Origin of the sequence: Achromobacter dolens, from assembly GCF_902859745.1 — a bacterium.
GTDB classification, from domain to species: Bacteria; Pseudomonadota; Gammaproteobacteria; order Burkholderiales; family Burkholderiaceae_B; genus Achromobacter; species Achromobacter dolens.
This window is the reverse complement of sequence record NZ_CADIJW010000002.1, coordinates 179538-201881: the sequence shown is the minus strand read 5'-3', so window position 1 is coordinate 201881 and position 22344 is coordinate 179538. Positions and strand designations below refer to the sequence as shown.

Genomic DNA, 22344 nt, shown 5'->3' with positions numbered 1-22344 from the left:
GCGGGCGCCGCGCTCGCGCTTTACCGGCCCTGGAAGCGGGGCGCGCGTTTTTCGCGGAAGGCGCGCACGCCTTCGGCGAAGTCCTCGCGCCGCGCGGTGTCCAGGAAGCAGGCGGTCTCTTCGGCCAGTTGCGTTTCCAGCGGGGCGTGCGCGGCGTTGCGCAGCAGGCGCTTGGCGCCGGCGATGCCGTGCGGCGCGTGGCTGGCGAGCTGACTGGCATAGGCCTGCGCCTGTTGCGCGAGCAGGCCGGTGTCGGCGACGCGGTTGAGCAGGCCCCAGCCCAATGCATCGGCGGCGCTGAAGGCGTCGTGGCGCAGCAGCAGGTCGAGCGCGCGGCGCGGGCCGAGCAGGCGGTTCAGGCCATGCGTCATGCCGGCATCGGGCGTGGCGCCGAGCTTCAGGTAGGCCGTCATGAAGCGCGTGTCGGCATCGGCGATGGCGAGGTCGCAGGCCAGCGTCAGCGACAGGCCGGCGCCGGCCGCAACGCCGTGTATCTGCGCCAGCCACAGCTTGTCCATGCGCGCGACGTGCGCGACGAAATCGTTGAGGGGCGTGAACAGGTCGAGCAGTTTGCCGCGCACCGCGTTGACGTCGCCCTCGAACAGCGTGATGTCGCCGCCGGCGCAAAAGGCCTTGCCGGCGCCGCGCAGCAGCACGACGCGGATGTCGGCGCGCGTATCGAGCCATTGGGCGGCGCGCTGCAGGTCCAGCGCCATGGCGACGTCGATGGCGTTGAGCGTGGCGGGCTGGTTCAGCGTGAGCGTGGCGATGCCGTCGCCGGCTTCCAACAGCAGGGTGGGAAAGACCGGAAGGGGTGGGTTCATGGCTTGTCTCCGTTATCGGGTAAATACCAACTTTCGATCCAAAAACCACGATGCTATGTTCGGAACCAAGCGCTTGCTCGGTCGCCGTCCGCCACGCAAGCGTAACGCATAGAACGATTTTCCGGCGCTGTACAGCGTAGGTAAAGACAGGTTCGCCGCATCGCCTGCCTCGGGGCTACGCTGATTCACCGCCAATAGAAAAACAGCTTCGCGACCAAAGCGAGGAGACAAAGGTGGATCAATCCGATAGCCCTCCCTTGCTGGAGGTGGATGGGGTCACGTTGGCGTTCGGCGGGGTCAAGGCGCTCACGGGCGTGGGCTTTCGCGTCGCGCCGGGATCCATCACCACGGTCATCGGCCCCAATGGCGCGGGCAAGACCTCGCTGTTCAACACCATCTCGGGGTTCTACCGGCCGGCCGCGGGCACCATCCGCTTCCTGGACCGCGACATCACGCGCGTGGCGGCGCCCGAGCGCGCCCGCCTGGGGCTGGCGCGCAGCTTCCAGAACATCGCGCTGTTCCGCGGCATGACGGTGCTGGACAACATCAAACTGGGGCGCCACGCCCACCTGCGCACCAATGTGCTCGATGCGTTGCTATACCTGGGCCGGGCGCGGCGCGAGGAGATGGCGCTGCGCGCCGATATCGAAGAACGCATCATCGACTTCCTGGAGATCGACCACATCCGCCATGCGCCGGTGGCGGCGCTGTCGTACGGGCTGCGCAAGCGGGTGGAGCTGGCGCGGGCGCTGGCGATGCAGCCCAGGGTGCTGATGCTGGACGAGCCGGTGGCCGGCATGAACCGCGAGGAGACCGACGACATGGCGCGCTTCATCCTCGATGCGCGCGCCGAGTGGGGCGTGACGGTGCTGATGGTGGAGCACGACATGGGCATGGTGATGGACCTGTCGGACCACGTGGTGGTGCTGAACTTCGGCCAGGTGATCGCCGATGGCACGCCGGCGGCGGTGCAGGCCGATCCCGAGGTCATCAAGGCCTATCTGGGCGCGGGCGACGTCGGCGACCTGCGCCGGCGGCTGCGCGAGGCGGCCTGATGGACGGCCTGTTCTTCCTGGAGGTGACGCTGGCGGGGCTGGGCAGCGGCGGCCTGTACGCGCTGGCGGCGCTGGCGTTCGTGATCGTCTACAAGGCGACGCGGGTGGTGAACATCGCCATCGGCGAATTCCTGATGATGGGCGCCTACGTGTTCTATGCCCTCGCCGCCGGCATGGCCTGGCCGGTGTGGGCGGCGATCGCCGGGGCGGTGGCGCTGTCGGCCGTGCTGGGCGCGCTGGTGGAACGCTTGACGATCCGGCCGATGCTGGGCGAGTCGCCGATCTCGGTGTTCATGATCACCGTGGGACTGGCGTCGATCCTGGTGGGCGTGGTGGAACTGATCTGGACCGCGGACCAGCGCCGCCTGCCGGAGTTCATGCCGCGCGCGCCGGTGATGGTGGGCGAGGCGTTTGTCGCGCCCAAGGTGTTCTACGGCTTCTGGGTGGCGCTGGCGCTGGTGCTGCTGGTGCTGGCGGTGTTCCGCTACTGGCGCGGCGGGGTGGCGTTGCGCGCCACGGCGTCGGACCAGGGGGCGGCGTATGCGATGGGCATCAACGTGCCGCAGGTGTTTTCGCTGTCGTGGGCGGCGGCGGGCGCGATCGCGGCGGTGTCGGGGGTGATCGTGGGGGCGATCGGCGGCATCTCGTCGTCGATGGGCGTCTTCGGTCTGTCGGTGCTGGTGGTGGTGATCGTGGGCGGGCTGGACAGCGTGGCCGGGGCGCTGGTGGGGGGCATCTTCATCGGGCTGCTGGAGGCCTGGGCCGGCGCCTACCTGGGCGGCGAATACAAACTGCTGGCGACCTTCGTGGTGCTGGTGGCGGTGCTGATGATGCGGCCCTACGGGCTGTTCGGCACGCGCGAAATCGAGAGGCTGTAGCCATGCGCATCGCGACCGCGAAAGAGACCTACCAGGCCGACGAGGCGCTGTTCGACACAACAACCCAGCGGCTGTGGCTGGCGTTGCTGGCGGCGTCGCTGGCGCTGTTCCCGTTCGTGGCCGACGCCTACTGGCTGTACCTGGCGTGCCTGGTGGCGATCAACGTGGCCAGCGCCACGGGGTTGAACATCCTGACCGGCTACACCGGGCTGGTGAGCCTGGGGCAGGCCGCCTTCATGGGGCTGGGCGCGTATACGGTGGCGGTGATGGAACTGCGGCTGGGCACGCCGGTGTTGCTCAACCTGCTGGGCGCCGGCGTGGTGGCGATGCTGGGCGGGCTGCTGGTGGGGATTCCGTCGCTGCGGGTCAAGGGGCTGTACCTGGCGATCTCGACCATCGCGGCGTCTTTCATCGCGCACTTCGTGTTCGCGAATTGGGCCTTCACGGGCGGCACGGGCGGGTTGCAGGTGCCGCCGGCGCGGCTGCTGGGGATCGATCTGGACACGTCGTTCAAGATCTATTGGCTGATCGTGCCGTTGACGGCGCTGATGGTGCTGGGCGCGGCCAACCTGTTCCGCACGCGCATCGGCCGCGCGTTCATCGCGATCCGCGACCGCGACATTTCCGCCGAGGTGCTGGGCATCCATCTGCTGCGCTACAAGCTGCTGTCGTTCGGGCTGTCGTCGTTCTATGCGGGCGTGGCGGGCGGCCTGTGGGCGTATTTCTTCCGCGTGGTCACGCCGGAGAGCTTTCCGCTGATCATGTCGATCTTCTTCCTGGCCGCGATCATCGTGGGCGGCATGGGGTCGATCCTGGGATCGATCCTGGGCGCCGTGTTCATGACCATGGTGCCCGAATTGCTCAAGCTGGTGGTGGGCTGGCTGCCGGTGGGGGGCGATGCCCTGCGGCTGATCTCGCCGGTGCGCACCATTGTGTTCGGCCTGCTGATCGTGGGCTTTCTGATCTTCGAGCCGCACGGGCTCGCGGAAATCTGGCGCCGCGTGCGCCGCTACTTCCATCTGTGGCCATTCCGCACCTAGACGGCGGCCGCGTATTCCCAAGAGAACCAGGAGACGAAACCATGAAGCGCATCCGGATAGGCAGCGGTTTATCGAAGTTGCTGGCCCCCTTGGGCGTGGCATTGGCGTTGGCCGCGGCGCCGGCGGCCCAGGCCGAGGAGGACCTGGTGCTGGGCGGCTCGATCCCGCTGAGCGGGGTGTTCGCGTTCGCCGGGCAGGGCATCCATGCCGGCATCACCGACTACGTCAAGATCGTCAACGACCAGGGCGGCATCAAGGGCCGCAAGCTGCGCTACGTGCCGGAGGACACCGCCTACAAGGTGGATGCTTCGGTGGCGGCCTTCAAGAAGATCACCAGCCAGAACAAGGTCAATTTCTACTATGGCGATTCGACCGGGTTCTCCAAGACCATCAATGCCGAGCTGAACCGTTCGGGCAACATCCTGATGACGGGCGCGTCGTTCGCCACCGAGCTGAATGACCCGGCCAAGTATCCGGCGCAGTTCATGCTGGGGCCGGACTACACGGAGATGTTCGGCATCCTGCTGCGCTACATCGCCAAGGAGAAGCCGGGCGCCAAGGTGGCGTTCGTGTATTCGGACACGGAGTTCGGCCGCGACCCGATCGCCAGCTCGCGCGCGGTGGCGCAGAAGCTGGGGCTGACGGTGGCCACCGAGATCATGACGCCGCCGGGCAGCGTCGACGTGTCGACCGAAGTCATCAAGCTGCGCCGCGCCGATCCGGACTTCACCATTTTCCACGGCTACGTGCTGGCGCCGATTCCCGAGTTCGTCGGGCAGGGCAAGCGCATGGGACTGAAGACGCGCTACATGGGCACGTTCTGGACCATGGACAACTCCACCGTGATGCAGATGGGCGAGGATGCCGAGGGCTTCATGGGCGTGATGCCGTACCGCTATTACTACGACGAGACGGCCGACGCGCCGATGCTCAAGAAGATCCGCGAGATGCGGCCGCAATACCAGAGCACCGGCTACATGCAGGGCTTCCTGGCGGCGATGCTGTTCACCGAGGTGGCCAAGCGCACGCTGGAGGCGGGCAAGGAGCTGACCAGCGCCAACATGAAGGCGGCGCTGGAGGGCATCAAGGACTTCGACACCGGCGGGCTGATCGGCGTGCCGATCAGCATCAAGGGCAATTCGATTCCGGTGGGCCGGATCTATCGCGCCGATACCAAGCAGAAGCAGATGGTGCCGGCTTCCGACTGGATCGTGCTGCAGTGAGGCGCCCGTGAATCCCGGACACGCTGCGTCGCCGCCGACGGTGCTGGACATCAACAACATCGAGGTGGTCTACAACAAGGCGGTGCAGGTGCTGCGCGGCCTGTCGCTGTCGGTGCCGGCCGGCGCCATCGTGGCCCTGCTGGGCAGCAACGGCGCCGGCAAGTCGACCACGCTGAAGGCGGTGTCGCGCCTGCTCGACCTGGAGGACGGCGAGCTGGCGCGCGGGCGCATCCTGTTCGACGGCGGCGACACCGCCGGCGCGCGGCCGCAGAACCTGGTGCGCGCCGGACTGGCGCACGTGATGGAAGGGCGCCGCGTGTTCGAGGACCTGTCGGTCGAGGAGAACCTGGTGGCGGCGACCTACGCGCTGAGCGGCAGGCCTGGCGCCAAGGCCGACTTCGATCTGGTGTATGGCTATTTCCCGCGCCTGTACGAGCGTCGCCGCGGACTGGCGGGCTATCTGTCGGGCGGCGAGCAGCAGATGCTGGCGATCGGGCGGGCGCTGATCGCGCAGCCCAAGCTGATGCTGCTGGACGAGCCGTCGCTGGGCTTGTCGCCGATGCTGGTGGAAACCATTTTTTCCATCATCGCCCGCATCAATCGCGAACAGGGGGTGTCGATGTTGCTGGTCGAGCAGAACGCGTCCGTGGCGCTGGCGGTGGCGCACTACGGCTACATCATGGAGACGGGCAAGGTGGTGATCGACGGCACGGCCGAGAAGCTCGCGGCCGATCCCGACGTGCGCGAGTTCTACCTGGGCGTGGGCGGCGCGGGCGAGGCGCGCGGCTTTCGCGACATCAAGCACTACAAGCGCCGCAAGCGCTGGCTGTCATGAACGGGCCGATCGACCCTGGCTCGGCCGGAGAGGCCTGGCCGGCGCTGACCCTGCCGCAGATGCTGCGCGAACAGGCGCGGCGCCAGCCGGATGGCATCGCGGTGCGGCAGAAGGACTTTGGCATCTGGCAGCCGGTGTCGTGGTCGCAGTATTGGCGCCGCGCCTGCCGCGTGGGGTTGGGGCTGCGGGCCGCCGGACTGTCGCGCGGCGGCCGGGTCGCGATCGTGGCGGACAATCGCCTGGAATGGCTGTTGGCGCAACTGGGCGCGGGCGCGGTCGGCGGCGTGGCGGTGGGTGTTTATGCGACCAGCCCGGCCGAGGAAATGGGCTATGTGCTGGAGCATGCCGACGTCGAACTGGTGGTGTGCGAGGACCAGGAGCAGACCGACAAGGTGCTGCAGGTGGCGCACCGGCTGCCGCTGTTGCGGCGCATCGTGGTGATGGAGACCAAGGGGCTGCGTTCCTACGCGCCGGCCGAACGCGCGCGCATCATCGCATTCGCCGAGCTGGAGGCCGACGGCCAGCGGCTGGAGACGGAAGGGTTGCAGGCGTTGAATGAGTTGCTGGACACGCAGGGGCTGGATGACCTGGGCCTGATGATCTACACCTCGGGTTCGACCGGCAAGCCCAAGGGCGCGATGCTCAGTTACCGCAACATGCGCGGCGTGGCCCCCGGCATTGCCGAGCGGCTGGGCATGGATGCGCGCAGCGTGCATCTGTCGTACCTGCCGCTGTGCCACGTGGCCGAGCAGATGCTGTCGACCTTCGTGCCGATCTACCTGGGCGCGCAGGTCAATTTCGGTGAATCGATTCGCACCGTGCAGGAGGATCTGCGCGAAGTGGCGCCGACCCTATTCCTGGGCGTGCCGCGCATCTGGGAGAAGCTGCACGCGTCGATCTCGATCAAGATGCAGGAGGCCGGGCGCCTGCAACGCTGGCTGTATCGGCGGGCCATGGCGGCCTGCGCGCCGTTCGCGGAAAAGTCGGCGCGCCAGCGCAATGCGGGCGAACGGCTGACCTACGCCTTGTGGTACTGGCTGGTGTTGCGGGCCCTGCAGAACTTCATCGGCCTGCGGCGCGTGCGGGTGGCGATGACGGGGGCGGCGCCGATCGCGCCCGAGGTGGTGCGCTACTTCCGCAATGTCGGCGTGCCGCTGGTGGAGGTGTATGGCCTGACCGAGTCGACCGGCATGATCTTCGGCCAGCATCCGGACCGCGTGAAGGGGGGCACGGTGGGCGAGCCGATCCTGGGCGTCGAATGGCGCCTGGGCGAGGCGGGTGAATTGCAGGTGCGTGGCGAGATGGTGTTCGCGGGCTACTACAAGAACGACGCCGCCACCGCCGACACGGTGCGCGACGGCTGGCTGCACACGGGCGACGTGGCCGCGGTGCGGGACGGCCAACTGCGCATCGTCGATCGCCTGAAGGACATCATGATCACGGCGGGCGGCAAGAATCTGACGCCATCCGAGATCGAGAATGCGGTCAAGAGCAGTCCGTACGTGAAGGAATGCGTGATCGTCGCGGACGGCCGGCGCTACGTGGCGGCGCTGATCCAGCTTGAGTTCGAGACGGTCGGCAAGTGGGCGGAATCGCAGCGCATCGCCTTCACCCATTTCCGCTCGCTGGCCGAATGCGGGCAGGTGCGCGAGCTGGTGGCGGGCGAGGTGGCGCGCGCCAATGCGGGGTTGGCGCCCGTGGCGCAGATCAAGCGCTTCCATCTGCTGACCAAGGAACTGGACCATGACGATGGCGAGGTGACGGCGACCATGAAGGTGCGGCGCGCCAGCATCTATCGCAGCTATGCGGATGAGATCGAACGGCTGTACGCCGAGGAGACGCCGGCATGAACGAAGCGGTGATCGTGGAAGCGGTGCGCACGCCGTTTGGGCGGCGCGGCGGCTGGTGGGCCGATACCCGGCCCGATGACTTGCTGGCCATTGCCATCCAGGGCGTGCTGGCCCGCGCCGGCCTGCCGGCGGATCAGGTGGACGACGTGTTGGCGGGCTGCGTCAGCCAGGCGGGCGAGCAGGGCGCCAACATCGGCCGCCTGGCCGCGCTGCTGGCGGGCCTGCCGGACACGGTGCCGGGCGTGGCGTTGAACCGCATGTGCGGATCGAGCCAGCAGGCGGTGCATTTCGGGGCGCAGGCGATTGTCGCGGGCGATATGCGCTACGTGGTGGCCGGTGGCGTCGAGAGCATGAGCCGCGTGCCGATGTTCCTGGACGTGACGCTGGGACAGCGCGAGTTCCGCGGCTTTGAGTCGCTCAACCCCGGACTGTTGCGGCGCTATCCGCTGATTCACCAGATCGAGAGCGCCGAGCGCATCGCCGAGCAATGGCAGTTGAGCCGCGAAGAACTGGACGCCTGGTCGATGCAAAGCCATGCCCGCGCCTGGCAGGCGGCCAGCGCGGGGCGCCATGCCGAACTGTTGCCGGCCCCGGCTGGCGCGCCGACGCGCGACGAAGGCATCCGCGAGCACGCCGACCCCGCCAAGATGGCGGCGTTGGCGCCGGCCATGCGCGCGCCCGGCCTGGGCAAGGTGACGGCGGCGCAGGCCAGCCAACTGGCCGATGGCGCCGCGGCGGTGCTGCTGGCCGATCGCGCCGTGGCGCTGGCCGACGGGCTGCGGCCGCAGGCGCGGTTCCGCGCGCGGGTGGCGATCGGCTCGGATCCTGTGTTGCAACTGACCGGTGTCATCCCCGCGACCGAACGCGCCCTGGCGCACGCCGGCCTGCAACTGGCGGATATCGATTGGATCGAGATCAACGAGGCTTTCGCCAGCGTCGTGCTGGCCTGGCTGAAAACGCTGGGCGCCGATCCGTCGAAGGTCAATCCGTGGGGCGGCGCCATCGCCCACGGCCATCCGCTGGGCGCGACCGGCGCGGCGTTGATGGCCAAGATGCTGGCGGGGCTGCGCGCCACCGATGGCCGCTTCGGCCTTCAGGTCATGTGCATCGGACACGGCATGGCGACAGCGACGATCATCGAACGCCTATGAATCGGATCGGCAGGCAAGGGTCGGGCGCGATGCCGGCCGGGCATGAGGACGGCGCGGAATCGCTGCGTCGCGCCGAAGTGATCCTGACCGCGGCCCGCCTGTTTCGCAAGCACGGCTACGAGCGCACCACGGTGCGCGAGCTCGCGCGCGCCGTGGGACTGCAGTCCGGCAGCCTGTTCCACCATTTCCGCAGCAAGGAGGAAATCCTGGTGGCGGTGATGAACAACGGCATTCAGGAAGTGCTGGATGCCGGCCGCCAGGCCCTGGCGTTGTACCCGGCGCCAGCCGACCGGCTGGCGGCGCTGTTCCGCGTGCACATGTGGAGCATGTTGCACGGCGCCGGCGGCGACGCGATGAATGCGCTGGTCTACGAGTGGCGCAGCCTGTCGGCGCCCAGCCAGGCCAGCGTCAAGGTGCTGAGCGACCGTTACGAGGCGATGTGGCAGGACGCAGTGGCGGCGGCGGTGGCCGCCGGCCTGCTGCGCGGCGATGCGCGCGTGATCAAGCGTTGCGTGCTGGGCGCGATGAATCTGACGGTGCAGTGGTACAAGCCCGAGGGCCGGCTGCGCCCCGCCGCGTTCATCGATGAGATGCTGCGGGCCAGCCTGCCGACGTTGCCGGAGGGGGCGGGGCGCTGGCCGGTGGGCTGAATAGGGGTCGGTTTGCAGGCCGGCGGGGTGTGCAATGAATGTGAACATATTTGTTCATTTGTTAAAAACTCATAATTAATGTTAAAAGCCTGTTTCTCTTAGAAACATAATCCGGATCAATCCGGGAGGGATAGAGGAACATGCTGCGAGTCTTAACGGCTTCGGGCCTGGCTTTGCTTTTGGCGGGCTGTGCTGCGACGCATCAAAGCAAGGTGGGCCAGAGCACGGCGGATGCCAGCCAGGGACGGCTGCAGGACGCCATCATCAAGGTGGATGGGCAGTTGCAGGGCGGCAAGGCCCATGACGTGCTGCTCAACCTGGAAAAGGGCGAGTTGCTGCGCATCGCCTCGAATTACGGCGACAGTATGGCCGCCTTCGAGATTGCCGACAGCGCGGTCAAGCAGTGGGAAGAGCAGGCGCGCGGCCTTGTGACCGAAGCGGCAAGCCAGGTCGGGGCGACCCTGCTGGGCGACGGCACTCGAGACTACGAAGTGCAGGACTACGAGAAAGTCATGCTGACCACGGTCATGGCGTTGAACCGCCTGTCGCAGGGAGACCTGGACACCGCCCGCATCGACATCAAGCGCACGCACGAGCGCGAAGCCATCATCGCCGAGTTCCGCGCCAAGCAGACCGAGGAGGCCGAGGCCAAGGCCAAGGAGAAGGGCGCCCAGGTCAAGACGGCCGAACTCCAGGGCTACCCGACCGAGACCCTCAACGACCCCGAGGTGCTGGGGTTGAAGAACGGCTACCAGAACGCCCTGAGCCATTACCTGTCGGGCTTCGTCTACGAGGCGCTGAACGAACCCAGCCTGGCGGCGCCGGGCTATCGCCAGGCGATCCAGCTCCGTCCGGGCAGCACCGTGCTGGAAGCGGGCCTGGAGGGACTGGATCAACGTCGCGGCCAGCAGCGCAAGAATGGCGCGACCGATGTGCTGTTCGTGATCGAGTCGGGCAACGCTCCGGCGCGGGAATCGAAGAAGTTCATGCTGCCGGTGCCGACGCCGCAGGGGCTGATCACGGTGGGCATGTCGTATCCCGTGATCAACGCCGTGTCCGATGCGCCCAGCGTGGAGCGGATAGCCGTGGGCGACACGATGCTGGATACCGGCCTGGTCGCCGATTTCAACGTCATGGCCCGCCGCGCCTTGAAGGACGATCTGCCGGGCATGCAGGCGCGCGCGACGGTGCGCATGATCGTGAAGGCCGGCGCGCAAGTGGTCCTGTACAAGGAAGGCGGCATGCTGGCAGGCCTGCTTGGCAGTGTCGCGGCGGCCGTGACCGAACCGCCGGCCGATGATCGCATGTGGCGCACGCTGCCCGGGCGCGTCTATGTGGCGCGCACGTTCCTGCCGCCGGGCGACTACAACGTTTCGCTGCCGGGCGTGCCCGGCGCGGCGCAGAAGATCTCCGTCGGCGGGCGCCACATGATCGTGCCGTTGCGCACGTTCGCGTCCGTGACCTATTTTGGCGAACCTGGTCGCTTCGGCGACTTGGCCGCGCCCCAACCCGAGGACAAGCGCGGAACCGGCAAACGCCGTCCGGCGCCCAAGTCCGCCTCCTTGAACTGAACGCGCCTCGCGCGTAGCGGAATATTCCTATGAAGCAGTTAGCCCAATGCGCGGCCGCGCTGGCGCTGGGCCTGGCCCTGGCGGGCCAGGCCATGGCGCAGGCCAATCCCGCGCCGCCCTATGCGGCCTCGCCCGGCATCGCCGCCAAGCTCATGGTGCGCGATTCGGTGCGCGATCTGCGTGTCGAAAGCCTGCGGTCGCAGCGTCGCAACGATGTGATGGTGGTGCAGGCCGAGATCGTCAACACCAGCGGCCTGAACTCGCGCCTGTACTACCGCTTCCGCTGGTTCGACGCCGACGGCATGCAGGTCGGCGACGACGAGGCCTGGAAGCCGCTGACGTTCCTGAACCGGCAGAGCCTCATGGTCAAGGGCGTGGCCTATGGCCCGCAGGCGACCGATTTCCGAATCGAGATGAGCGCCGAGTCGCCCTGATGGTCGCCCGGCTCACCTGATTTCCAGAAGAGTTTCCACGGAGTTTGTATGCGTTCCAATCTGTTCCCCCGCCTGATGACCGGCATGGCCGTATCGTCGGTGCTCCTGCTGGCCGGTTGCCAGACGACGCAACCCAAGGTCGATTCGTCCTCCGGCGTCAGCTACGGCGATGCCAAGGCGGTCGAGACGGTGAGCAACGAGTTCGGTTCGACCGATCTGCAGATGATCGCCGAGAAGATGACGGGCTCGCTGCTGGAAAGCCCGGTGTTCAGCGGCCGGCCCACGGTGACGTTGGCGCCGGTGCGCAACAAGACCAGCGAATACATCGACACCAAGTCGATCATGAACACCATCCAGACCCAGCTGGTCAAGAGCGGCAAGGTGCGTTTCACGCGCAGCATGGACGAGATGCAGTCCGGCGTGGAGGAGTTGCAGCGCCAGAACCAGAGCGGACTGTACAAGAACCAGGGCAAGGCCAAGATGGGCAACATGGTCGGCGCCAAGTACGCGCTGGAAGGGGAGATCTCATCCATCGTCAAGCAGGCCAGCGGCGTCAAGGACGTCTACTACAAGATGACGCTCAAGCTGTACGACGTGCAGGAAGGCACCATCGAGTGGCAGGAAGAGAAGGAAATCCGCAAGACCACGCGCCGTTGATTCAATCACCCATTCGAGGCATTCCGATGCTGAAAACCTATCGTTTGATGGCCGCGCTGGCGCTGTGCGTGGCGGCGCTGCCGGCCGCCCGCGCCGCCGAGCCCAAGATCGCGGTGACCGACCTGGCCTATGAAGAGCGGGTCCGAGAGTATTTCCGCGTGGTGTCCGCGTCCAGCAGGAGCAGCGTCAACGCCAGCGCCAGTGTGCAGGATGGCCCGCGCTCGTATTCCGAGCGTGGCCGCATAAACGCCCGCTCGGAAAGCAGCTATCACGAGGAAGAGGGCACGTACTCGTACATCGAGTACGGCGAGCTGCGCAAGTACACCGCAGACCTGAAGGGCGCCATGCTCAAGGGCGGTGGCGTCAGGTTGGTGCAGGGCAAGGCCTACCAGGGCAAGCCGACAGAAAAACTCTTTGACATCGTGGCGCGGATCCGGCAGGGCCAATTCGCCGGCGCCGACTACGTGCTGTTCGGCACGGTCAGCGATGTCCAATTCAACCAGAACGCCATGTCGTTTGGCGGTTCGGCCACTTCCGCCACGCTGGGCCTGGATATCGCCGTGGACTTCAGCCTCATCAACACGCGGACCTACGAGGTCAAGGCGGCGTTCACGGCGCTGGGCTCGGGACAGGACGTGAAAGTGGTGTCGAGGCCGGGCGATCGGGCCACGTTCAGCCGGCCAAAGGTAATCGCCGATGCGTCCAAGAGCCTGGCGGAAGCGGCCTATGGCGAGCTGATGAGCCAGTTCGGCCTGCCAGGGCGGCACCTGCAGGGGACGGCCGGCGCCAACCCGCCGCCGCCGGCCTCGCGCAACGAGCCGGTGGTGAACTACTGATCGGCACGGGCGGCGGCGGCGCCCCTGGCCGCGTCAGGTCGGATCCGGCCAGTAGTGGCTGTCCGGCAGCGCGCGCGCGCCGAATATCGCCTGGCCGACGCGCACCAGGGTGGCGCCTTCCTCGATGGCGATCTCGAAGTCGCCGGACATGCCCATCGACAATTCGTCCAGGCAGATGCCGGCGGGCGCCTCCTGGCGCAGACGGTCGCGCAGGCCGCGCAGCAGCACGAAGCACTGGCGCACGCGCTCGGCCTCGCTGGAGAACAGCGCCAGCGTCATGAAGCCGCGCACGCGCAGCGCGGAGTAGGCCGGCAGCGCCTGGAGGAAGGCCGCCACGTCGTCGGGCGCCAGGCCATACTTGCTGGGCTCGCCGGAGGTGTTGACCTGCACGAATACGTCCAGCGCGCGGCCCTCGGCCTGCAGGCGCCGGTCCAGCGCCTCGGCCAGCCGCAGGCTGTCGAGCGCCTGGAATTCGGTCGCGAACTGCGCGACCAGCTTGGCCTTGTTGGTCTGCAGGTGGCCAATGACCGACCAGCGCAGATCGGCCAGGTCGGCGGTGTTCTGCCATTTGCGGTGCGCTTCCTGCACCTTGTTCTCGCCCAGCAGGCGGCAGCCGGCGGCGTAGGCCAGCCGGATGCGGGATTCATCCATGGTCTTGCTGACCGGCAGCAATTGCACGCTGGCCGGATCGCGCCCGACGCGATCGCAGGCGGCCGCCATGCGGGCGCGGATCGTCGCCAGGTTGTGCTGGAAATCCTCGACGCTGAGGGCCTGCGGATAGCGGCCATGCTGGTCGTGCCGGGTCTGGGTGTCGCCGTCGGCTGGCGTGGCCGCGGCGCTGTCGGGGCAAGTCGTCATCATTTCACCAGTTGCTTGTGCGCGGAGTCGGAACGCGTCGATGCAGTGTAACGGGCCGCGCGCCGCGGCAGGCGCCCATTGAGCAGGGCGTGCGCCAGCAGGCCGATCACAAGGCCCCAGAAGGCGCCGCCGATGCCGAACAGCTTGATGTTGGCGGCGGCTGCCAGGAAGGTGATGAGCGAGGCCTCGCGCGATTTGGCGTCGGCCAGCGCGCTGGCCAGGCTGCCGCCGATGGTGCCCAGCAGGGCCAGGCCCGCCAGTGTCGTGATGAAGGTCGCGGGCAGTGCCATGAACACGGCGGCCAGCGTCACGCCGAAGATGCCGACCAGGATGTAGAAGACGCCCGCGGCGATGCCGGCGATCCAGCGCTTGGACGGGTCGTCGTGCGCTTCGCGGCCGGTGCAGATGGCGGCGGTGATGGCGGCCAGGTTGAAGGCGTGCGAGCCGAACGGCGCCATCAGCAGGGAGCCCAGGCCGGTGAGGGTGACGATGGGATTGGCGCTGGTCTTGAAGCCGTCGTTGCGCAGCACCAGCATGCCGGGCATGTACTGGCCCGTCAGCGTGATGAGGAACAGCGGCAGCGCCACGCTCAACAGTCCATTGAGCGAAAACTCGGGCGCCGTGAAGACGGGGGCGGCGAACTCCAGCCGCAGCCCCGACAGGTCGACCCGGTCCTGCGCCAGTAGCAGCGCCAGGCCGGACACCAGGATACCGACCACGGCGTAGCGCGCGGTGTAGCGCTTGAGCGCGACGTAGGCCAGGATCAGCCAGCCCACCAGCAGCGGGTCCAGGCTCATGCCGCCGAAGGCGCCGATGCCGAAGGGCAGCAGGATGCCGGCCAGCAGGCCGGCGGCGACGCCCGGAGGAATCAGGCGGATGGCCTTGTCGAAACAGCCGGACAGCCCGAGCAGGACGAAGGCGGCGGCCGAGACCAGGTAGGCGCCGATGGCCTCGGCATACGGCGTGGTCGCCAGGGCCGTGACCAGGAAGGCGGCGGCGGGCGTGGACCAGGCGGTGATGACCGGTTCGCGGCTGAGCCAGCTCAGCACGATGCCGGTGATGCCCACGCCGATCGACACCGACCAGACCCAGGAGGCCGTGAGCGCCGGACTGAGGCCGGCGACCTTGGCGGCCTGGAACACCAGGATGAAGGTGCCGCCGTAGTTGACGATGACCGAGATCAGGCCGGCGACGATGGGGTGGACGAGGTCGCGCGGGAACAGGGAAGAGGCGCTAGGCGATGACATGGGGGCGGTGGGAAGCGGGAAAGGTTGAATGGCAGACCACTTTGTAGCGCGGCATTGGACTGTCAAGGCAGTACACTTTGGCAATGCGTGCCAGACCACTTTTTCGCTGCGACGACTTCTGCCTCGCCTGGAATGGCAGGCTGCCAGTAACCCTTTCATCGCCCGCGGGCAGACCCCATGAGCAAGACCTTCGCGCTTGAGACGCTGAAAATCCGTATGGGCGACGCCGACCTGGCGCCGCTCGACCTGCACTTGCGCATCCAGCGCGCCTTGCGCGCGCTGGTGCTGGACGGCGACCTGGATCCCGGCGTGAAGCTGCCCGCCACCCGCGCGCTGGCGCAGTTGCTGGGGGTGGCCCGCGACACGGTCGAGAATGCCTACGTGCAGTTGCAGCGCGACGGTTTCATCGCGCGGCGCAAGGGCTCGGGCAGCTATGTGTCCGAGACCATCGGCACCGAACTGCGCGGTTCGGCGCGGCGCCGCGCCCCGCAGCGCGAACGCCGGGCGACGGCGCAACCGGCCGCGCCCGCGGCCGGCCTGAGCCGGCGCGGCCGCGCGATCTTCGACAGCGGCGGCGTGACCGACCAGCAGACGATCCAGGCGTTCGCCACCGGGCTGCCCGAGACCCGCACCTTCCCGACGGAGGTGTGGGAGCGTTTGCAGCGGCAGGTGATGAAGGACCATCGCGGCCATGTGCTGCTGCACGGCGATCCCCAGGGCGCCGAGCCCTTGCGCCGCGCGATCGCGACTTATCTGAACCTGGAGCGCGGCGCCCGGATCCGTGCCGAGCAGATCGTGGTGCTCAGCAGCACGCGGCAGGCGCTGTTCCTGTGCGCGCAGTTGCTGGCGGATGCCGGCAAGCCGATCCTGCTGGAGAACCCGGGCTACTTCGGCGCCCGCAAGGCGTTCGAGTTCGCCGAGGCCAGGGTGGTGCCGATCGACGTCGATGCGCACGGGATCCGCACCGACCTGCTGCGGGCCGACCGCAGCGGCGCCAGTTGCGTCTATGTGACGCCGTCGCACCAGTATCCGACCGGGGCGACGCTGTCGCTGGAGCGGCGGTTCGACCTGATCCGCTGGGCGGCCGAAAACGGCAAGTGGATCATCGAGGATGATTACGACAGCGAATTCCACTACGACGGCCTGCCGACCGCGTGCGTACAAGGCCTGGATCGGCACGGCCGCACGATCTACCTGGGCACCTTCAGCAAGACGCTCTATCCGGGGTTGCGGATGGGCTACATGGCGCTGCCGGACGAGCTGGTCGGCGCCTTCAGCCGCGCGCGCAGCATCGTCGACGGCCATACGCCGCAGGTCCTGCAACTGACGCTGGCGCGCTTCATGGCCGATGGCCATTACAACGCCCACGTGCGCGCCATGCGCAAGCTGTACGCGGCGCGGCGCGAGGCCATGCTGGACGCGGTCGGAAAGCATCTGGCGGGCGTGGCGCGCGCGCTGCGTCCCGAAGGCGGACTGCAGGTGCCGTGCCTGCTGGAGCCCGGATGGTCCGAGGCCGATACCATCCGCCGAGCCGCGCAGGCGGGGCTGGTGCTGCCGGGCCTGGCGCGGTTGTATGCGGATACGCCCGCGCTGCAAGGTTGGCTGCTGGGCTATGCCTCGCTCAGCGCGCATGAGATCGACCTGGCCATGCGGCGCCTGGCGGTCGCGATAAGGAAGAAGGGGTAGGGTGGGCCTGGCGCCGTGGAGGGCGGTCGCTTGTGGACGGCCCGAGGCGCGGGATTAGCCCTTGCGCTTGAGGAAGGCGCCGACCCCGCAGGCCACGGCGATCGCCAGCAGGGCGCCGGCGATGGTCAGGAGGAAATCGGCTTCGCCATGGTAGCCGCCGCCGGTCACGCCGCCGGCAACGCTGCCCATCCAGATCACCGCGGTGACCAGCGTGCCGGTCAGGGCCAGCGCCGTGGCCAGGCACAGCGCGATGAACAGCGGCGTGCGCCGCGCGGGCGCGGGGCCCGTGGCGTAACCGCCGCGGCCGCGGCGGGGTTGCATCACCATGAAGAACAGCGCCGCAACCACCGCCGCCAGCATCAGGATCTTGACGATCATGATGCCGCCCGCGTCTTAGTCTTCACGGCGCAGGTGCGGGAAGAGGATGACGTCGCGGATGCTGGGGCTGTCGGTCAGCAGCATGACCAGGCGGTCGATGCCGATGCCGCAGCCGCCCGTCGGGGGCATGCCGTATTCCAGCGCGCGGATGTAGTCGGCGTCGTAGTACATCGCTTCCTCGTCGCCGGCATCCTTGGCCTCGACCTGCGAGCGGAAACGCTCGGCCTGGTCTTCGGGGTCGTTCAGCTCGGAGAAGCCGTTGGCGATCTCGCGGCCGGTCATGAACAGCTCGAAGCGCTCGGTGATGCCCTCGCGGGTGTCGGAGGCGCGCGCCAGCGGCGACACTTCGACCGGGTAGTCGATGATGTAGGTCGGGTTCCACAGCTTGGCTTCAGCCGTTTCCTCGAACAGCGCCAGCTGCAGCGCGCCCAGGCCGGCGCGCGACAGCACCGGACCGTCGGCGTCGGCGCCCAGCTTCTTGAGCTCGGCGCGCACGAAGGCCGCGTCGTCCAGTTGCGCCTGGGTGTAGCCCGGGGCGTACTTGAGGATGGCTTCGCAGATGGTCAGGCGGTCGAACGGCTTGGACAGATCCAGCTCGCGTTCCTGGTAGGTCAGCACGGCGCTGCCGGTGGCCGAGATGGCGGCCTGGCGGATCAGTTCCTCGGTGAAGTCCATCAGCCAGCGGTAGTCCGCGAAGGCCGCGTAGAACTCCATCATCGTGAATTCCGGATTGTGGCGCGGGCTCACGCCTTCATTGCGGAAGTTGCGGTTGACCTCGAACACGCGTTCGAAGCCGCCGACGATGAGGCGCTTGAGGTAGAGCTCGGGCGCGATGCGCAGGAACATTTCCATGTCCAGCGCGTTGTGGTGCGTGACGAAGGGCTTGGCCGCCGCGCCGCCCGGGATCGGGTGCAGCATGGGCGTTTCGACTTCGAGGAAGCCGGCGTTCAGCATGAACTGGCGGATGCTGCCCACGGCCTTGCTGCGCGCCTCGAAGGTGCGGCGCGTGGCGTCGGTCATGATGAGGTCGACGTAGCGCTGGCGGTAGCGCAGCTCCTGGTCGGCCACGCCGTGGAACTTGTCCGGCAGCGGGCGCAGCGACTTGGACAACAGGCGCGCCGTGGCGGCGTGCACCGACAGTTCGCCCTTGTTGGTCTTGAAGACCGACCCTTCGACCGCGATGATGTCGCCGATGTCCCATTGCTTGAACGCGGCGTAGCTGTCTTCGCCCAGCGTGCCGCGGTCCAGGTAGATCTGGATGCGGCCGGTGCTGTCCTGCAGCGTGGCGAAGCTGGCCTTGCCCATGACGCGCTTGAGCATCATGCGACCGGCGACCTTGACGGTGACGGGCGCGGCGGCCAGGGCTTCCTGCGTCTGGTCGTCGTACTTGTCGTGCAGGGCCGCGGCGCGGGCGTCGGGGACGAAATCGTTGGGATACGCGACCCCGGTTTCGCGCAGTTTGGCCAGCTTGGCGCGCCGTTCGGCGATCAAGCGGTTTTCATCCTGGGCGGTTGCCGGAGCGGTCGTGTGGTCGGTCATGGTCGGGGGATCAGTCGTAATTGCGGATGTCGTCGATTTCGGTGGCGCCGAAATCGTCGCGATCCAGGTAGGCGAGGATGCGGGAAGCCACGTTGGCGGGCGAAGACAGCTTGCCGGTGGCGTGGAAGTCCTGGAACTTGGCCAGCGCCGGGAAGCTCTTGGGATCGCTGGAACGGATGGCGGCCTGCATGTCGGTGTCGACGATGCCGGGGGCCAGCGAGACGACGCGCGCGCCGTTCTCGCCCTGTTCCTGCTTGACCACGCGCGAGTACATGTCGAGCGCGGCCTTGGTGGCGCAGTACACGCCCCAGCCGGCGTTGGGGTTGCGGCCGGCGCCGGAGGAGATGTTGAGCACGCGGCGGTCGGCCTTGAGGTCTTCGACCGCGGCCAGGAAGCGCGCGGTCAGCAGCATCACGGCCGTCACGTTCAGATTGAAGGCGGCGGCGATGGCCGGGCCGTCGATCAGCGCGTCGGTGCCGGACACGGGGTGCACGGTGCCGGCGTTGTTGATCAGCAGGTAACGACGGGCGTCGCGCGGCAGCGCGTCGCAGATGCGGCGCGCGGCCGCTTCGGCCGCGGCCAGGTCCGAGAGGTCCACGGACACCTGTTCAAGCTGCGCGTCCTGCGAGCGGGCGTAGGCGGCCAGCTCGGGGTCTTCGCGGCGCGCCAGGGTGATCAGGCGGGTGCCCGGTTTGGCCAGGCCGCGCGCCATGGCGGCGCCGATGCCGCGCGAAGCGCCGGTGAGAATTGCGATGGTGTCGGACATGCGTGAACCCTCGGGGGACGGTGGACGGAAGTATCGCGGAACTTACACGCCTTGCTTGAGGCTGGCCTGAATGAAGGGATCCAGGTCGCCGTCCAGCACTTTCTGCGTGTTGGAGATTTCGACGTTGGTGCGCAGGTCCTTGATGCGGCTCTGGTCCAGCACGTACGAGCGGATCTGGTGGCCCCAACCCACGTCGGTCTTGGAGTCTTCCAGCTTCTGCTGCTCGGCCATGCGGTTGCGCATTTCCAGTTCGTACAGCTTGGACTTGAGCATCTGCATCGCTTCGGCGCGGTTGCGGTGCTGCGAGCGGTCGTTCTGGCACTGCACCACGATGCCGGTCGGGATGTGCGTCAGGCGCACGGCCGAGTCGGTCTTGTTGATGTGCTGGCCGCCCGCGCCCGAGGCGCGGTAGGTGTCCACGCGCAGGTCGGCCGGGTTCACTTCGACTTCGAAGGAATCGTCGACCTCGGGGTAGACGAAGACGCTGGCGAACGAGGTGTGGCGGCCGCCCGAGGAGTCGAACGGGCTCTTGCGCACCAGGCGGTGCACGCCGGTCTCGGTGCGCAGGTAGCCGAAGGCGTATTCGCCCTCGAGCTTGATGGTGGCGGACTTGATGCCGGCGACTTCGCCCTCGGATTCTTCCAGCACTTCGGCCTTGAAGCCCTTGCGCTCGGCGTACTTGAGGTACTGGCGCAGCAGCATCGAGGCCCAGTCCTGCGCTTCCGTGCCGCCCGCGCCGGCCTGGATGTCCAGGAAGCAGTTCAGGGGATCGGCCGGGTTGGAGAACATGCGGCGGAATTCGAGGCTTTCCAGCTTTTCCTGGAAGCCGTTGGCGTCCAGCTCGATGGATTCGAGGGTGGCGTCGTCGTTGTCGGCGGCGGCCAGCTCGAACAGCTCGTTGGCGTCGGCCAGGCCCGTGCCCAGGCCGGTGAGCGTTTCCACCACGTCTTCGAGGGCTTTCTTTTCACGGCCCAGGTCCTGGGCGTGCTTGGGGTCGTTCCAGACCGCCGGGTCTTCGAGCTCGGCGTTTACGACTTGCAGGCGTTCGGCTTTGGCATCGTAGTCAAAGATACCTCCGTAGAGCCTGTTCGCGCTCCGCGTAGTCGGCGAGGCGGGCTGCGAGCTGGTTCTGACGTTCGGCTTCCATGATGATTCCTGATGACTTTTGTGCGAAACCGGGCATTTTACCGTGTAAGCCGCCGTCCCGTCGGGTCCGCTCGCATGCAGGGGGACGGATCGGGCGAAAAAAGGTTTCGCCGAGGTTCCGCCCGATTCTGTCGGATCGTTCTAGGGGTTTGCGCGCAGAGGGCATAGTTGTTCAGTTTTTTGTCAACTACCGGGTTCTAGGCTTGGTCTGCCGGCCCATATGTCCCCGCTGGGGACGCGGGACCGGACAAGCTGCCGGTCCATGACCGGCCTATCCCGTCAGAGGAGGAGACATTGATGGAACACACTATGGCCCCCGGGGTCTCGCCGGCGATCCCGGCGGCTGAGGAGGACCGGATCTATCGCAAAGTGGGGTGGCGGCTGGTGCCGCTGTTGGTCGTCTGCTACGTCGTGGCCTACCTGGACCGCGTCAACGTAGGCTTCGCCAAGCTGCAGATGCTGCAGGAACTCCAGTTCAGCGAGACGGTGTACGGGTTGGGCGCGGGGATATTCTTCATCGGCTATTTCCTGTTCGAGATCCCCAGCAACATCATTCTCCACAAAGTCGGCGCGCGGGTCTGGATCGCGCGCATCATGATCACCTGGGGCATCATCTCGGCCTGCATGATGTTCGTGACCAGCGTGCACATGTTCTATTTCCTGCGCTTCCTGCTGGGCGCGGCCGAGGCGGGTTTCTTTCCGGGCATCATCCTCTATCTGACCTACTGGTATCCGGCCGCCCGGCGCGGGCGCATCACCACCTTCTTCATGACCGCGGTGCCGATGTCCGGCCTGATCGGCGGCCCGATCTCGGGCTGGATCATGAATACGTTCCACGGCGACCATGGCCTGTCGGGCTGGCAATGGCTGTTCCTGCTGGAGGGCATCCCGTCAGTGATCATCGGCGTGCTGGTGCTGATCTACCTGGATGACCGTATCAACAAGGCCAAGTGGCTGACCGCGAACGAGAAGGCGGTGCTGATCCGCAACATCGCGGCCGAGGAGCAGCACAAGGAAGACCCGCCGATCCGCGCCGCGCTGGCGCATCCGCGGGTTTGGGCCATGGCGCTGATCTACTTCTCCTTCGTGATGGGCCTGTACGGCGTGGGGTTCTGGATGCCGACGCTGATCAAGAGCACCGGCGTGCAGAGCCCGCTGGCGATCGGGCTGTTGACGGCCGTGCCGAACCTGTTCGCGGTGATCGGCATGATCCTGATCGCGCGCAACTCCGACCGCAATCGCGAGCGCCGCTGGCACGTGGCGATTCCGGCGCTGTTCGGCGCGCTGGGGCTGCTGTTCTCGGCGATCTGGAGCGGCAACACGGTGCTGGCCATCCTGGCGCTGACGGTGGCCAACATCGGCATCTGCACGGTGCTGCCGCTGTTCTGGAGCCTGCCGACCGCGCTGCTGGGCGGCACCGCCGCCGCCGCCGGGATCGCGCTGATCAACTCGGTGGGCAACCTGGCGGGCTTCGTCAGCCCCTACCTGGTGGGCTGGCTCAAGGACATGACCGGCACGACCAACACCGGCCTGTACATGCTGTCGGCGTGCCTGGTGGTCGGCGCGCTGGTGGCGCTGGCGCAGCCGGCCAGGCTGGTCAACAAGTAGCGTAGCCGCGCGCGCGGGCCCTGCTGGATGGGGCCGCGAGCGAAACGGGCGCATCCTCGTGGATGCGCCCGTTTTCTTTTGTGGCGCCGAGCGTCATTTGGTCTTGCTTCGA

Annotated in this window: 21 protein-coding genes; 14 read left to right on the top strand and 7 right to left on the bottom strand. The window is 67.4% G+C overall.

What is annotated here, in order from left to right; translation table 11 throughout:
- Positions 1-20: 20 nt before the first annotated feature.
- The gene (locus tag HV783_RS03135) at positions 21-824 is read right to left on the bottom strand and encodes an enoyl-CoA hydratase/isomerase family protein (protein ID WP_175188693.1); all 804 of its coding nucleotides are present in this window, start codon (positions 822-824) and stop codon (positions 21-23) included.
- 257 nt (positions 825-1081) lie between these two features.
- Here HV783_RS03135 and HV783_RS03130 point away from each other — a divergent pair, with 257 nt between their 5' ends.
- The 12 genes from HV783_RS03130 (at position 1082) to HV783_RS03075 (ending at position 13004) form a co-directional block, all read left to right on the top strand.
- Positions 1082-1879: an ABC transporter ATP-binding protein gene (locus HV783_RS03130; protein WP_374700846.1), complete on the top strand. Its 798-nt coding sequence runs from the start codon at positions 1082-1084 to the stop codon at positions 1877-1879.
- Positions 1879-2757, top strand: coding sequence for a branched-chain amino acid ABC transporter permease (locus HV783_RS03125; protein ID WP_054502155.1), 879 nt, complete (start codon positions 1879-1881; stop codon positions 2755-2757). Before HV783_RS03130 ends, HV783_RS03125 begins: the two co-directional genes overlap by 1 nt.
- A gap of 2 nt (positions 2758-2759) precedes the next feature.
- Positions 2760-3797 carry a branched-chain amino acid ABC transporter permease gene (locus HV783_RS03120; protein ID WP_054443672.1) on the top strand — a complete coding sequence of 346 codons (1038 nt, stop codon included), beginning with the start codon at positions 2760-2762 and terminating at the stop codon, positions 3795-3797.
- 41 nt (positions 3798-3838) lie between these two features.
- Positions 3839-5020: an ABC transporter substrate-binding protein gene (locus HV783_RS03115; RefSeq protein WP_054482113.1), complete on the top strand. Its 1182-nt coding sequence runs from the start codon at positions 3839-3841 to the stop codon at positions 5018-5020.
- Positions 5021-5060: 40 nt separating this feature from the next.
- On the top strand, positions 5061-5855 hold the full coding sequence (locus HV783_RS03110; protein ID WP_054415813.1) for an ABC transporter ATP-binding protein: 795 nt from the start codon (positions 5061-5063) through the stop codon (positions 5853-5855).
- Positions 5852-7705, top strand: coding sequence for an AMP-dependent synthetase/ligase (locus HV783_RS03105; protein ID WP_175188692.1), 1854 nt, complete (start codon positions 5852-5854; stop codon positions 7703-7705). Before HV783_RS03110 ends, HV783_RS03105 begins: the two co-directional genes overlap by 4 nt.
- Positions 7702-8856, top strand: a complete 1155-nt coding sequence (locus tag HV783_RS03100; RefSeq protein WP_054502158.1) for a thiolase family protein — start codon at positions 7702-7704, stop codon at positions 8854-8856. The genes HV783_RS03105 and HV783_RS03100 overlap by 4 nt, the downstream gene beginning before the upstream one ends.
- Positions 8853-9506, top strand: coding sequence for a TetR/AcrR family transcriptional regulator (locus tag HV783_RS03095; RefSeq protein ID WP_054502159.1), 654 nt, complete (start codon positions 8853-8855; stop codon positions 9504-9506). The genes HV783_RS03100 and HV783_RS03095 overlap by 4 nt, the downstream gene beginning before the upstream one ends.
- 140 nt (positions 9507-9646) lie before the next feature.
- Entirely contained in the window at positions 9647-11077 is a 1431-nt protein-coding gene (locus HV783_RS03090; RefSeq protein ID WP_144657965.1) for a COG3014 family protein, read from the top strand.
- Positions 11078-11106: 29 nt separating this feature from the next.
- Positions 11107-11511: a YcfL family putative periplasmic lipoprotein gene (locus HV783_RS03085; protein ID WP_144657964.1), complete on the top strand. Its 405-nt coding sequence runs from the start codon at positions 11107-11109 to the stop codon at positions 11509-11511.
- 48 nt (positions 11512-11559) lie between these two features.
- A complete protein-coding gene (gene lpoB, locus HV783_RS03080; protein ID WP_240806527.1) occupies positions 11560-12168 on the top strand; it encodes a penicillin-binding protein activator LpoB in 609 nt (202 codons plus the stop codon).
- A 26-nt stretch (positions 12169-12194) separates the two neighbouring features.
- On the top strand, positions 12195-13004 hold the full coding sequence (locus tag HV783_RS03075; RefSeq protein ID WP_175142836.1) for a penicillin-binding protein activator LpoB: 810 nt from the start codon (positions 12195-12197) through the stop codon (positions 13002-13004).
- 33 nt (positions 13005-13037) lie between these two features.
- Here HV783_RS03075 and HV783_RS03070 read toward each other — a convergent pair whose 3' ends face one another.
- On the bottom strand, positions 13038-13865 hold the full coding sequence (locus tag HV783_RS03070) for a YggS family pyridoxal phosphate-dependent enzyme (RefSeq protein WP_175188691.1): 828 nt from the start codon (positions 13863-13865) through the stop codon (positions 13038-13040).
- Complete coding sequence (locus tag HV783_RS03065; RefSeq protein ID WP_144657962.1) at positions 13862-15109, bottom strand: benzoate/H(+) symporter BenE family transporter; 1248 nt, start codon at positions 15107-15109, stop codon at positions 13862-13864. The genes HV783_RS03070 and HV783_RS03065 overlap by 4 nt, the downstream gene beginning before the upstream one ends.
- 177 nt (positions 15110-15286) lie before the next feature.
- On the opposite strand from HV783_RS03065, the gene pdxR reads away from it, so the two are divergent.
- Entirely contained in the window at positions 15287-16795 is a 1509-nt protein-coding gene (gene pdxR, locus HV783_RS03060; RefSeq protein WP_175188690.1) for a MocR-like pyridoxine biosynthesis transcription factor PdxR, read from the top strand.
- Positions 16796-16849: 54 nt separating this feature from the next.
- Here the strand turns inward: pdxR and HV783_RS03055 are convergent, their stop codons facing one another.
- The 4 genes from HV783_RS03055 to prfB all read right to left on the bottom strand — a co-directional run bounded on the left by HV783_RS03055 (position 16850) and on the right by prfB (position 20625).
- Positions 16850-17173 carry a hypothetical protein gene (locus HV783_RS03055; protein ID WP_049073202.1) on the bottom strand — a complete coding sequence of 108 codons (324 nt, stop codon included), beginning with the start codon at positions 17171-17173 and terminating at the stop codon, positions 16850-16852.
- A gap of 15 nt (positions 17174-17188) precedes the next feature.
- Positions 17189-18712 (bottom strand): lysine--tRNA ligase, encoded by a 1524-nt coding sequence (gene lysS / locus HV783_RS03050; RefSeq protein ID WP_068958956.1) that lies wholly within the window; start codon positions 18710-18712, stop codon positions 17189-17191.
- Between the two features lie 10 nt (positions 18713-18722).
- Complete coding sequence (locus HV783_RS03045; protein ID WP_064525916.1) at positions 18723-19478, bottom strand: SDR family oxidoreductase; 756 nt, start codon at positions 19476-19478, stop codon at positions 18723-18725.
- Positions 19479-19520: 42 nt separating this feature from the next.
- Positions 19521-20625, bottom strand: a protein-coding gene (prfB, locus tag HV783_RS03040; RefSeq protein ID WP_175188689.1) for a peptide chain release factor 2 whose coding sequence is annotated in 2 segments (ribosomal slippage) — positions 19521-20543 and positions 20545-20625 — 1104 coding nt in all. Because the reading frame shifts where the segments join, the coding sequence is not laid out codon by codon here.
- A 296-nt stretch (positions 20626-20921) separates the two neighbouring features.
- Between prfB and HV783_RS03035 the strand changes: the two genes are divergently transcribed.
- A complete protein-coding gene (locus HV783_RS03035) occupies positions 20922-22232 on the top strand; it encodes an MFS transporter (RefSeq protein ID WP_064525912.1) in 1311 nt (436 codons plus the stop codon).
- The last annotated feature ends 112 nt before the right edge of the window (positions 22233-22344 follow it).